This is a genomic window from Sphingomonas telluris, assembly GCF_022568775.1.
Classification (GTDB): Bacteria; Pseudomonadota; Alphaproteobacteria; order Sphingomonadales; family Sphingomonadaceae; genus Sphingomicrobium; species Sphingomicrobium telluris.
The window spans coordinates 860,817-873,090 of the sequence record NZ_JAKZHW010000001.1 but is presented as its reverse complement, the minus strand read 5'-3'; the positions used below and the strand labels follow the sequence as shown (position 1 = coordinate 873,090).

General features: G+C 63.8%; 14 protein-coding genes. 2 read left to right on the top strand and 12 right to left on the bottom strand.

Annotated elements, in window-relative coordinates:
- Positions 1-37: 37 nt before the first annotated feature.
- The 10 genes from rseP to LZ016_RS04415 all read right to left on the bottom strand — a co-directional run bounded on the left by rseP (position 38) and on the right by LZ016_RS04415 (position 8,824).
- Positions 38-1,168: an RIP metalloprotease RseP gene (rseP, locus tag LZ016_RS04460; protein WP_241446109.1), complete on the bottom strand. Its 1,131-nt coding sequence runs from the start codon at positions 1,166-1,168 to the stop codon at positions 38-40.
- Positions 1,168-2,325 carry a 1-deoxy-D-xylulose-5-phosphate reductoisomerase gene (locus LZ016_RS04455; protein WP_241446108.1) on the bottom strand — a complete coding sequence of 386 codons (1,158 nt, stop codon included), beginning with the start codon at positions 2,323-2,325 and terminating at the stop codon, positions 1,168-1,170. Before LZ016_RS04455 ends, rseP begins: the two co-directional genes overlap by 1 nt.
- Positions 2,322-2,957: a phosphatidate cytidylyltransferase gene (locus tag LZ016_RS04450; RefSeq protein WP_241446107.1), complete on the bottom strand. Its 636-nt coding sequence runs from the start codon at positions 2,955-2,957 to the stop codon at positions 2,322-2,324. Before LZ016_RS04450 ends, LZ016_RS04455 begins: the two co-directional genes overlap by 4 nt.
- The gene (uppS, locus tag LZ016_RS04445; RefSeq protein ID WP_436286342.1) at positions 2,954-3,703 is read right to left on the bottom strand and encodes a polyprenyl diphosphate synthase; all 750 of its coding nucleotides are present in this window, start codon (positions 3,701-3,703) and stop codon (positions 2,954-2,956) included. Before uppS ends, LZ016_RS04450 begins: the two co-directional genes overlap by 4 nt.
- The gene (gene frr, locus LZ016_RS04440) at positions 3,700-4,248 is read right to left on the bottom strand and encodes a ribosome recycling factor (RefSeq protein WP_241447455.1); all 549 of its coding nucleotides are present in this window, start codon (positions 4,246-4,248) and stop codon (positions 3,700-3,702) included. Before frr ends, uppS begins: the two co-directional genes overlap by 4 nt.
- Before the next feature lie 8 nt (positions 4,249-4,256).
- Positions 4,257-4,982 (bottom strand): UMP kinase, encoded by a 726-nt coding sequence (gene pyrH, locus LZ016_RS04435; protein ID WP_241446106.1) that lies wholly within the window; start codon positions 4,980-4,982, stop codon positions 4,257-4,259.
- An 82-nt stretch (positions 4,983-5,064) separates the two neighbouring features.
- Positions 5,065-6,009 (bottom strand): translation elongation factor Ts, encoded by a 945-nt coding sequence (gene tsf, locus LZ016_RS04430; protein ID WP_241446105.1) that lies wholly within the window; start codon positions 6,007-6,009, stop codon positions 5,065-5,067.
- A 91-nt stretch (positions 6,010-6,100) separates the two neighbouring features.
- Positions 6,101-6,856 (bottom strand): 30S ribosomal protein S2, encoded by a 756-nt coding sequence (rpsB, locus tag LZ016_RS04425; protein ID WP_241446104.1) that lies wholly within the window; start codon positions 6,854-6,856, stop codon positions 6,101-6,103.
- A 433-nt stretch (positions 6,857-7,289) separates the two neighbouring features.
- Positions 7,290-8,045 (bottom strand): CDP-alcohol phosphatidyltransferase family protein, encoded by a 756-nt coding sequence (locus LZ016_RS04420; protein ID WP_241447454.1) that lies wholly within the window; start codon positions 8,043-8,045, stop codon positions 7,290-7,292.
- 38 nt (positions 8,046-8,083) lie between these two features.
- On the bottom strand, positions 8,084-8,824 hold the full coding sequence (locus LZ016_RS04415) for a phosphatidylserine decarboxylase (protein WP_241446102.1): 741 nt from the start codon (positions 8,822-8,824) through the stop codon (positions 8,084-8,086).
- A gap of 114 nt (positions 8,825-8,938) precedes the next feature.
- Between LZ016_RS04415 and LZ016_RS04410 the strand changes: the two genes are divergently transcribed.
- On the top strand, positions 8,939-10,168 hold the full coding sequence (locus LZ016_RS04410) for an NADP-dependent isocitrate dehydrogenase (protein WP_241446101.1): 1,230 nt from the start codon (positions 8,939-8,941) through the stop codon (positions 10,166-10,168).
- A 31-nt stretch (positions 10,169-10,199) separates the two neighbouring features.
- Positions 10,200-10,820 (top strand): hypothetical protein, encoded by a 621-nt coding sequence (locus LZ016_RS04405; RefSeq protein WP_241446099.1) that lies wholly within the window; start codon positions 10,200-10,202, stop codon positions 10,818-10,820.
- On the opposite strand, the gene LZ016_RS04400 is transcribed toward LZ016_RS04405, so the two are convergent.
- Both LZ016_RS04400 and LZ016_RS04395 read right to left on the bottom strand, forming a co-directional pair.
- Positions 10,809-12,014, bottom strand: a complete 1,206-nt coding sequence (locus tag LZ016_RS04400; RefSeq protein ID WP_241446098.1) for an FAD-dependent oxidoreductase — start codon at positions 12,012-12,014, stop codon at positions 10,809-10,811. The two genes, LZ016_RS04405 and LZ016_RS04400, sit on opposite strands and share 12 nt — an antisense overlap.
- 53 nt (positions 12,015-12,067) lie before the next feature.
- A complete protein-coding gene (locus LZ016_RS04395; protein ID WP_241446097.1) occupies positions 12,068-12,274 on the bottom strand; it encodes a hypervirulence associated TUDOR domain-containing protein in 207 nt (68 codons plus the stop codon).

The following is a 12,274-nucleotide window of genomic DNA, read 5'->3' as shown; positions in this document are numbered from 1 at the left end:
GTCCGCGAAGATGGTGTGCAGCCCTGCCCTAACCGACCTAGCCAATCAAGCGCCCAAGCCTTTCCCACAGGCCGAACGACCCCAGATCGTTGACGGTCGTGAAAAGGAAAAGGGCGAGAATGACGGCCAGGCCACCCCGAAAAGCCCAGTCCTGCGCTCGCGCGCTGACGGGACGCTGCTGAACGGCCTCGATGGAATAGAATAGGAGATGTCCACCATCCAGCATCGGGACTGGCAAGAGGTTGATGAATCCGAGATTAATTGAGAGCAAAGCGATGAGGCTGATGAAGGCGATCGGCCCGGTGCTCGCCTGCTGACCGGCCACCTGGGCGATCTTCAGGAAGCCGCCGAGCTCCTTCACTGAACGTCGTCCGCTGAGCATCTGCCAGAGTGCATCAAGCGTCGTTCGCGTGATGTCCCACGTGTAGCTCGCGGCAGCCGGGATCAGCTCGAGGGCCGAAGGCCTTTCGTAAACTAGCCCCGCGGGAGTTACTCCAAGCAGGCCGCGGCGATACTTCTGACCGAAACGATCGACCTCTTCGTCCACGCCCAACTTCACCTGGATGGTCCGGGTCTGGCTCGATCTCTCGATCTGCAGCGGCACCGTTTCGCCCGGACGCAAGAACACGTAGTTCCGCAATTCCTCGAACGTCCCAATCTCGCGCCCGCCGATCGACACGATGCGATCGCCCGGCTGAACGCCCGCGCCGTAAGCTGCGCTCGTCTTCTCGACCGCGCCGACAACCGGTGGTGTTCGCGGCGCTCCGATGGTCGCGAAGAAGGCGGCAAAGATCGCGATCGCGAGAAGGAAATTGGAAACAGGGCCCGCGAGAACGATCAGGAACCGCTGGTAGATCGGACGCAGGTGGAAGCTCCGCGCCTTGTCTTCAGCGCTGAGTTTGTCGTTCTCCCCCGCGGCGCTCGCAACGTCCTCGTCACCGATGAACTTCACATAGCCGCCCAAAGGCAGCCAGCCGACCTTCCAGCGCGTCCCACGCTTGTCGGTCCAACCCGCGATCTCATGGCCGAATCCGATGGAGAAACTCTCGGCGCCGACGCCGAACCAGCGGGCGACGAGGTAGTGGCCCATCTCGTGAATGAACACCAGCGGCCCGAGCGCGCAGATGAAGGCGATGACGATGAACCAGACGGGCGGTTGCGAAAGCATCAGACGCAGCGTTCCTCGATTTGCATGCTCACGGCACCACGCACTTCGCCGTCGATTTCGATGACATCCCGCAGCGACGATGGCCCATTCCTGCGGTTCCCCTCAAGAGCGGACTCGACGAGACGAGCGATGTCCGGGAACGGAATACGGCCATCGAGGAAGCTCGCAACAGCGACCTCGTTGGCGGCGTTCAGAACAATCGGCGCGGAGCCGCCAGCCTCCAGCGCCTCACGAGCCAGGCGCAGGGCAGGAAAACGCTCGAGGTCCGGCGCTTCGAAGTCCAGTCGCGCGATCGCTGCGAGGTCGAGGCGCTGGGCGGGCGTGGCTATCCTTTCGGGCCAAGCCAGCGCATGGGCGATGGGAATGCGCATGTCCGGCGAACCCAGCTGCGCCAGCACTGATCCGTCCACGAATTCGACGAGCGAATGAACGACCGACTGCGGGTGCACCAGAACGTCGATCCGCTCCGACGGAAGGCCGAACAGATAATGCGCCTCTATCAACTCGAGGCCCTTGTTCATCAGCGTCGCGGAATCGACGGAGATCTTCGCGCCCATGGTCCACTTAGGGTGTGCAACCGCCTGCGCCGGCGTGACCGAACGCATCTGCTCAGCGGTCGTGGAGAGGAAGGGGCCGCCGCTGGCGGTCAGGATGATCCTTGCCACGTGATTGCTGGAGCTACCGGCAAGACACTGGAAAATCGCGTTATGTTCGCTGTCGACAGGCAGCAAGGTCGCATTGTGACGAGCAGCCGCCTCGGTCATCAGGGCACCGGCAGTCACGAGTGCTTCCTTGTTGGCGAGTGCAACGGTCTTTCCGGCCTCAACCGCGGCCATGGTCGGCATCAGTCCGGCACAACCGACGATGGCCGCCATGACCAGCTCAGCTTCGCCTGTCGCCGCTTCAACCAAGCCCTCCTGCCCAGCGGCGGTGCGGCAGCCGCTGCCCCGAAGGGCGTCATCCAGGTCCTGCAGGCGGCCCCCGTCGGCAATCACCGCGAGCTTGGCACTGGTCCGACGCGCCGCATCCGCCAATGCTGCGACGTTCGAAGCCGCCGTCAGTGCAACGACTTCAAAGTCCTCAGGGGAGCGCTCAACCAGATCGAGCGTCGATTTCCCGATCGACCCCGTCGCGCCGAGGATGGAAAGCTTCTTCACACCGCCCCTGCAAGCACGGCGACAGAGGTCAGGACTGCCACCGGCACGAGCCCGTCAAGCCGGTCCAGAAGGCCGCCATGCCCGGGAAGCCAGTCGCCGGAGTCCTTCACTCCTGCCCTGCGCTTGAGACCACTCTCGAACAGATCACCTCCCTGCGCCGCGGCAGCGAGGATCGGCGCAAGAACCAGGAACGCTGGATGCAGACCGGTCGCCCAGACCCAGGCCCCTCCGAGCAATGCCGCCGCCGCAACTCCACCCCATAAGCCCTCGACGGTCTTATTGGGACTGATCGTGGGCGCGAGCTTGCGCTTGCCGAAGCGACGTCCCGCAAAATAGGCCCCGATGTCCGTCGACCAGGTCACGATGAAAACCCAGAGCAGGAGGTTAAGTCCTTGGTCCCCGCTGCGGTCGCGGATCCAGAGGAGCGCCAGTGCCGGAAGCAGGCAGTAGACGAAGCCGGCTACCGACCAGCCAAAACCCCAGCCGCGGGTTATCCGCATCCATTCGTAGAACATGCCCGTGGCGAGCGCGGCCACCATCACGGCGAAGTAATAGCCGCCCACGATCGCCGCCATGAGCGCGATCGCGATCATGACGACGCCGGAGACGATGCGGGTAGTCAGTTCGTTCACCGGCCTCCGAAGCGCCGTTCCCGCGCGGCGAACTGGTGGATGGCCTCTACAAGTCCCTCCTCGCCGAAGTCCGGCCACAGCGTCGGCGTGAACACAAGCTCGGCATAGGCGGCCTGCCACAGCAGGAAGTTCGAGAGGCGCACTTCTCCAGAAGTCCTGATGAGGAGGTCCAGTTCCGGAAGGTCGTGCGTCTGCAACTGCTCGCCAAGCAAGTGTTCGTCGATCGACACCGGGTCGATCTCACCAGCGGCAGCTTTGCCTGCGAGATTTCGAGCCGCCTCGGCAATTTCGGCGCGCGATCCGTAGTTCAACGCCACGACCAGCGTCAGCCGGCTGTTCCCCTTCAGCTTTTCCACGGCCCGCTCGAGCCGTTGGCTGAGATCAGGCCCGAAAGCGCGATAATCGCCGATCAGCCGAAGCTGCACGCCTTCCTTCGCAAGCGAATCCAGCTCGCGCTCCAAATAATAGCCGAGCAGGCCCTTGAGGTCGGAAACCTCCTCCTCCGTCCGCCGCCAGTTCTCGGAAGAAAAGGCATAGAGCGTAAGGACTTCAATGCCGTTCTTGACGGCTGCCCGCAGCGTCCGGCGAACAGCCTCCGCCCCCGCCTTGTGCCCGGCGACGCGCGGCAGGCCGCGCTGCTTCGCCCAGCGGCCATTGCCATCCATGATGATGGCGACGTGGCGCGGCGGCGAGCCACCTTGGTTGGCCGCCCGCCCAGCGTCCTTCGGCGCGGCGGCAGGGCTCACTTGCCGAGGATTTCCTTTTCCTTCGTCTGAGCGGCTTCGTCGATCTCCTTGATCGTGTCGTCCGTTAGCTTCTGCACCTCATTCTCGAGGCGCTTGCGCTCGTCCTCGCTGATCTCGTGCTTCTTCTCGTCGGCCTTGAGATGCTCCATGCCGTCGCGGCGGACGTTGCGGACCGCAATTTTCGCCTTCTCAGCGTATTGGCCGACAAGCTTTGCGAGCTCTTTGCGGCGCTCTTCCGTCAGCTCCGGGATTGGCAGACGGATCGTCTGCCCGTCGGTGATCGGATTCAGCCCGAGACCCGCGGAACGGATGGCCTTCTCGACCGGGCTCACGTTCGAGCGGTCCCAAACCTGCACGGAGAGCATCCGCGGCTCCGGCACGGCAACGGTCGCGACCTGGTTTAGCGGCATGTTGGAGCCGTAAACCTCGACCTGAATGGGATCGAGCAGAGCAGTCGACGCGCGGCCCGTGCGCAGGCCCCCGAGGTCGTGCTTTAGCGCTTCCACCGCGCCATGCATCCGGCGCTGGATGTCGGATTTGTCCATGGTCGTCGTCATGCTTGCTCCCCTTGCACGATGGTGGCCGTTCCACCGCCCTCGATCACCTCTGCGAGGTTGCCCGTCTGACGGATGTTGAAGACCACGATCGGAATATTATTGTCGCGGCAAAGCGCAACCGCCGCCGCATCCATGACCTTAAGGTCGTCGCTCAACACCTTGTTGAAGCTGAGCTTGTCATACCGCTGGGCGTCCGCCGCCTTCTTGGGGTCGGCCGTGTAGATGCCGTCGACGCTGGTGCCCTTGAAGAGCGCGTCGCAACCCATCTCTGCCGCACGAAGCGCCGCTGCCGTGTCCGTGGTGAAGTACGGATTGCCGGTGCCCGCCGCGAACAGGACGATGCGCCCCTTCTCTAAGTGCCGAAGAGCACGCCGGCGAATGTAGGGCTCCGACACGCTCGCCATCGGAATTGCGGACATCACCCGCGTGTCGACACCCTGCTTCTCGAGTGCGTTCTGCAGCGCCAGCGCATTCATCACCGTCGCAAGCATGCCCATGTAGTCGGCCGTGGCGCGGTCGAAGCCCCGTGCTGCCGCCGCCATGCCGCGGAAGATGTTGCCGCCGCCGACCACCAGGCAGAGCTCATGGCCCTTGCCCTTGGCGGCCGCGATCTCGCTCGCTAGCCCGGCGGCCGCTTCCGGATCGATGCCGAACTGCCCCTGCCCCATCAGCGCTTCGCCCGAGAGTTTCAGCAGGATCCGGTTGAAGCGAGGGCGGGTCATGCGGTGGGCACGTCCTTGAGATATGGAAAGGGCGGACACGCTTTAGCGCGCCCGCCCCATTTTCCAACAGCGAACCTGTGTCTTAGGCGACCGGTTCGGCCTTCGAGGTGCCGGCAGCGGCCGCGACTTCCGCCGCGAAGTCTTCCTGCTTCTTCTCGATGCCCTCGCCGAGCTGAAAGCGGGTGAAGCCCTTCAGCACGATGCCCGTGCCGGCTTCCTTCGCCGCCTGGGCAACGACCTCGGCAACCGGGGTCTTGTTGTCCATCACGAACAGCTGCGACAGGAGCGCGCTGTCCTTGCGGAATTTCGCAAGACCGCCTTCGACCATCTTCTCGACGATGTTCTGCGGCTTGCCGCTTTCCTTCGCCTTTTCCATCGCGATCGAGCGCTCACGCTCGATGAGCGCCGGATCGAGCTCGTCGGCATTCAGCGCCAGCGGGTTCGCAGCAGCAACGTGCATGGCGATCTGCTTGCCGAGAGCGTTCAGCGTTTCGGCCGGAGCCGCGCTCTCGAGAGCGACGAGCACGCCGATCTTGCCGAGGCCCGGAACGACCTGGTTGTGCACGTAAGGCACGATCACGCCTTCGCTGACTTCCACGACTGCAGCGCGACGCAGCGACTGGTTTTCGCCAATCTTCGCGATGTTGTCGGTCAGCGTCTCGGCAACCGTTCCACCCGTCGGATACGCAGCAGCGCCGAGCGCCTCCACGTCCGAGCCCTTGTCGAGCGCGATCTGCGCGACGTTGCGGACGAAATCCTGGAAGATCTCGTTCTTGGCGACGAAGTCCGTCTCCGAGTTCACCTCGACTACGGCGCCGCGGTTGCCCGCGACGGCAACGCCGACGAGGCCTTCAGCGGCCGTGCGGCCAGCCTTCTTGGCGGCAGCAGCGAGACCCTTGGCGCGCAGCCAATCGATCGCGGCTTCCATCTCGCCATTGGCTTCGGCGAGCGCCTTCTTGCAGTCCATCATCCCGGCGCCAGTGCGCTCGCGGAGTTCCTTTACGGTCGCGGCCGTAATCTCAGCCATTTGTCTAATCCCTCTAAGCGCCCCTTCCATGAGGGGCCCATCACGCCTTGATATAGGAACTGGCTCCCCGCATTTCGCGGGGAGCACAGAATCAAGCTTCGAGCGCGGCCTCCGCCGGCGGCTCGGCCATGGCGCCGACGTCTTCGCCACGCGCTGCCGCGTTGCCGGTGCGGCCGTTGCTGACGGCTTCGGCAACTGCGTCCGTGTACAGGCGGATCGCGCGGCTGGCGTCGTCATTGCCCGGAACCGGGAAGGCGATGCCGCTCGGATCGCTGTTCGAATCGAGGATCGCGACGACCGGGATGCCCAGGACGTTCGCTTCCTTGATGGCCAGCTCTTCCTTGTTCGTGTCGACCACGAACATGATGTCAGGAAGGCCGCCCATGTCGCGGATGCCGCCGAGCGACTTCTCGAGCTTGTCGCGCTCGCGGGTCAGCTGGAGGACTTCCTTCTTGGTGAGGCCGGCGGTGTCGCCCGACAGCTGCTCCTCAAGGGTCTTCAGCCGCTTGATCGAGTTCGAGATCGTCTTCCAGTTGGTCAGCATGCCGCCGAGCCAACGATGGTTCACGAAGTGCTGGCCCGAAGCCTTGGCCGCCTCGGCCACCGCATCCTGCGCCTGGCGCTTGGTGCCGACGAACAGCACCTTGCCGCCGCGCTGGACGGTCTGGGTGACGAAGTCGAGAGCGCGCGCGAACAGCGGCACCGTCTGCGACAAGTCGATGATGTGGACACCGTTGCGGTCGCCGAAAATGTACGGCTTCATCCGCGGGTTCCAACGGTGGGTCTGGTGGCCGAAGTGCGCTCCGGCTTCGAGCAATTGCTGCATGGTGACGACCGTGGCCGCCATAGTCTTTCTCCTTCCGGTTCTGCCTCAGCGGAGCCGTGTAACCAGCCTTACGGCCGGCACCGGTATGTTAGCTCCGCCTGTGGGATGGCCGCGCCCCTAGCCGAAGCGCGCCGTGCTTTCAAGGGCTTGGCCTGGGGATCGGACATAGATCCATTTTGGCTCTTGACTTGAAGGAACAAAGCAGGAACATTGTTCCGTCCCAGCAACTTGGCAGACCGGCGACGCGGAACAAAGCAAGTCCGTTACGGTTGTGCCGTCAAACAAGGGACGACGTTGATGCTTGCACCGCTGATCACCCTCGCCTTCCTCGTGACTCTATGGGCGTGTGCCGTCGTGGCGGCCGAAATCCTTGGCGCTTCCCGTACACGCATTCTCGTCGCCCTTCGCGGCGAGACACGGGAACCTCAAACGATCCTTGAAATCCGTATGCCGCCTAGGCGGACGGGTTATGCCCGCCGGACGCCGATCCGGGCACGGCCGCAGATGCGCGCCGCCGCTTGACCCGAGCGAAGGACGCCCAGCTGAACGGAATGACCGCCAGATAAAGTAGCCCGACGAGCAGAAGCGTGTGCCAGGGTGCGCGGATCAAGGCCGCACCCAGCAGCGCCACCCCCGCCAGTGCGAACAGACGCCAGCCGCTCCGGATGCGGATGCTCGACCAGCTGTAGGTCGGCAGGCTGGAAATCATCAGCAGAGCGATGAAGATGGTCCAGGCCATCACCAGCTCCCACCGGCGGAAAAGTTCGTTGCCGGTGATGAGCCAGAGGTAGATGGGAATGAAAGCCACGCCCGCCCCCGCTGGCGCCGGAACGCCGGTGTTGAAGCCCGCGGACTTGTGAGGCTGCTCGACCGCGTCGATCCGCGCATTGAAGCGGGCCAGCCGGAGAGCACAGCAAACGGCGAGCGCGAGGGCAGCGATCCAGCCGAACCTCGGCGCCGTCTGCAGGGACCAGAGGAAGAGGATCAGCGCAGGTGCAGTGCCGAACGCGATATTGTCGCTAAGGGAATCGAGCTCCGCCCCAAACTTGCTCTGCGCTCGAAGGAGCCGCGCAATGCGCCCGTCCATGCCGTCCAGGACGCCGGCGAAAACGATGGCCGCGAGCGCCTTCTCCCATTCCCCGCCGATGGCGAAGCTGACGCCCGTGAGACCGAAACAGAGTGCGAGCGCCGTAACGGCGTTCGGGATCATCGCGCGGAACGGTATTCCGCGCGCCTCGCGCTCGTCGATCACTGGCTGAATCCGACCAGCTCCGGCTGAACGCCATATTCGGCGATGACGGTTTCACCGGCGATGGTGCGCTGACCCAAGAGCACTCGAGGTCCGGTACCCGCCGGCAGATAGACGTCGACGCGGCTGCCGAAGCGTATGAGGCCGACCCGCTCGCCCGCATCGACTAGGTCGCCTTCGCGGACGAAGGTCAGAATGCGCCTGGCGACGAGCCCCGCAATCTGCGTGAAGCCGATGCGTAGACCCGTCGCCGTCTCAACGACGATGTTCTGGCGCTCGTTCTCTTCGCTGGCCTTGTCGAGATCGGCGTTGACAAACTTGCCGGGAACGTAGGCGACCTTGCGTACATGCCCGCTCACCGGCGACCGGTTCACGTGCACGTCGAAAACGCTCATGAAGATAGAGACGCGAGTATATTCCGCATCCGGAAGGCCGTCGGCACCAGCCAGCTCGCGCGGCGGCGGCACCTTGGCGATCATGGTGATCAGCCCGTCGGCGGGCGCCACGATGAAATTATCCCCCCTTGGGGTGGTGCGGATCGGATCGCGGAAGAAGGCGAAGACCCAAATCGTCAGGCCGAGGAGCAGCCATCCCAGTATCCCCCATCCCAGCAGGAATGCGAAGAGAGTGATCGCAGCGGATCCCACGACGAACTTGCGTCCTTCCGGATGCGTCGAAGGGAAACGCCACTTGACGTTGGTGGTGGTAAGCGCGCCGCCAGGCTTGTCCAGAGATGGCATGGGCGCATCCTTAGAGACGCTGTTGATCATGCACAACGGCGCGGTTGCCCAATCGCAGAGCGCGTCCTAATGCGCGCGCCAACTCCATAAAATACGGGAAAAGCAGGAAGGCGCATGGCCAAGATCAAGGTGAAGAATCCTGTCGTCGAGCTCGACGGCGACGAAATGACCCGCATCATCTGGCAGTGGATCCGCGAACGCCTGATCCTGCCGTACCTCGATGTGGACCTGCTTTACTACGACCTCGGCATAGAAAAGCGCGACGAGACGGAGGACAAGATCACGGTCGAGGCCGCCGAGGCCATCAAGAAGCATGGCGTCGGCGTGAAGTGCGCCACGATCACCCCGGACGAGGCCCGCGTCGAGGAATTCGGCCTCAAGAAGATGTGGAAGTCGCCGAACGGCACGATCCGCAACATCCTGGGCGGCGTCGTCTTCCGCGAGCCGATCGTCATCGCCAACGTGCCGAGGATCATCCCGGGCTGGACCGACCCGATCGTCGTCGGCCGCCACGCCTTCGGCGACCAGTATAAGGCGACCGACTTCAAGGTGCCCGGCCCCGGCAAGCTGACCATCAAGTGGATGGGCGAGAACGGCGAAGAGATCGAGCATGAGGTGTTCGACTTCCCGAGCGCCGGTGTCGCCATGGGTATGTACAACCTCGACGAGTCCATCCGCGACTTCGCCCGTGCCTGCTTCAACTACGGCATCAACCGCCGCTGGCCCGTCTATCTCTCCACGAAGAATACGATCCTGAAGGCCTATGACGGCCGCTTCAAGGACATCTTCCAGGAGATTTTCGATAGCGAATTCAAGGCGAAGTTCGACGAGATTGGTATCGAGTACCAGCATCGCCTGATCGACGACATGGTCGCTTCCGCCCTGAAGTGGAGCGGCAAGTTCATCTGGGCCTGCAAGAACTATGACGGCGACGTCCAGTCGGACCAGGTCGCGCAGGGCTTCGGCTCGCTCGGCCTTATGACCTCGATCCTGATGACACCGGACGGCAAGACCGTCGAGGCGGAAGCCGCTCACGGCACCGTCACGCGCCACTTCCGCATGCACCAGCAGGGCAAGGCGACGTCGACCAACCCCATCGCTTCCATCTTCGCCTGGACCGGTGGCCTCAAGTTCCGCGGCAAGCTCGACGAAACACCCGACGTCGTGCGTTTCGCCGAGACGCTCGAGCGCGTCTGCGTCGACACGGTCGAAAGCGGTCACATGACCAAAGATCTCGCGATCCTTGTCGGCCCGGATCAGCCGTGGATGACCACCGAGCAGTTCTTCGACCAGATCGTGAAGAACCTCGAAACGGCGATGGTCGAGGGGAGCGTCGCTGCGTAACCTGCTGCAGGCGCTCAGCGGCTGGCGGGGGTTGGCGATCGTCGCCATCCTCGTTTCGCCGCTGGCCGCGCCGCAATTGCTGGCTTTCCCGCACGTCGTCCAATCTAACGGCGACACGGTCTACTCGGTAGCGCCGGTCGACCGCCGCGCACTCGACCGGGTGACGGCGCGCGCTAACGCGCTGGTCGCCAAAAGCCCCCTCGCGCGCACGGCCGAACCACGTTCGATCTTCCTCACCGACGGCGGTTGGCGCTGGTCCTTGCTGGCCCTTGGTAATTCAACGACGCTCGCGCTCACCCGTCCGCTTCGCGAGGCGGTGATCGTACGGCGCAGCGACCTCCGCGCGGACCAGGTGGCAACAGCCTTCGGGACGCGAACGCTGTCAGGCATCATTGCCCACGAGAAATGTCACGGGATGGAGCGGCGGCACTTCGGCCTGACCGTCGATTGGACGAAACCGCAATGGCTGCGAGAGGGCTATTGCGACATCGTCGGCGCGGAAAGCACCTTGTCCGACGAGCAGGCGCGGCAGCTGATAGCGAGCGGACAGAAGGCGCCCGCGCTGATTTACTGGCAGGGCCGCAAGCGGATCGAAACGGTTCTGGCGGCGAACGGCGGCGACGTGGACGCGCTATTCGCCTCAGCGCGCTAGCGGCGAACTCACATGCTCGCGCCTGACGCCAAGGCCGATGATGCGGCCGGGAACGCGCCGTAGCAGAGGAAATCGGTCAAGAAGCCTCACGAGTAACGGCGCCTGCCGGATCGGCTCCGTGCCCTGAAGCAGCCGACCAATGATCCGATCCTGAGCCGCCTTCTGACCGCCTTGAATCACTCGCGTCGGAAACATCCGCCGTTGCTGAACCTTGGTGAGCAACGGATTCACGTCTTCCCCGCGCGCCAGCGGACCAGCCAATATGTTCGCCGCGGCGACTGCATCCTGCACGGCAAGATTGATGCCGATGCCGCCGATGGGCGACATGGCATGCGCGGCATCGCCGATCGCCAGCAGCCCGGGCCGCCACCAGGTCGTCAAACGATCGAGCTTCACCGTGAGCAGGTGAAGGTCGGAAATCTCATCCAGCTCGGAAAGATTGAGGCCGCTAGGCGCTGCGATGGCGACTTCTTCCCGAATGGCGTCCATGCCGCGCGCCTGGAACTGCTCGGCCGCGCCCTTCGGTATCAGGAATGCGCACTGCCAATAGTCGCCGCGATCGATCATCACGAGTAAGCGGCCGCGTTCGATATTGCCGCGCAGATCGCCCCGCTCCTCTCGCGGCTTGGCGATGCGGAACCAGAAGACGTCCATGGGCGCGCCGAGATCTTCGAGCGGCAGCATCTGGCGAACGATCGACGCGCGGCCGTCCGCCGCGATCGTCAGGGACGCTTGAAGCTCACGACCATCCCACAGGCGTACGCCGACGATTGCACCGTTTTCCTCGATGAAGCTTGTCACCGGCGCATTCATCTCCAGCTGAAAGCCGGGAAACGCCTTTGCTTCTTCCCGAATGAAATCGAGGAAGTCCCATTGCGGCATCATCGCAATGAACGGCGCCGGCGTATCGAGGTGCGTCAGGTCGCCAACGGTCCATTCCCTGCCGGCTACCCGGATCTGCGCGCGATCCACGCGGTTGTGCGGCCGGTCCAGGAAGCGGCGGAGCATCCCGAGCTGATCGAGGATCTCCATCGTCGAAGGATGAACGGTGTCGCCACGGAAATCGCGAAAGAAGTCGGCATGCTTCTCGAGGATGCGAACGCTGCAGCCTGCGCGAGCGAACAACATGCCGGCCATCATTCCGGCTGGGCCGCCGCCCACGATGATCAGGTCTGCGTCGCGCTTCGACGTCATGCCGCCACTTGCTTACAGCCGTAAGCAACATTTGAAAACGCGGGCGCCCACGCTCAGGCTTTGGTCAGCGCTTCCGCCTTGTGCGCAGCCTCTTTCCCTTCCTCCGTCTCAACGAGATATTCGGGATTGTCCTTCGACGCCGCGACCTTGTGCCCCTTGATCTCGCTCGGCGCGGTCAGCTTCCGAAGGACCTTTCCTTCGGCTGTGCCGCCGTGCGATTTCCAGGTCACGCGATTGCCCACCTTGAGTTGCTTCGTCAT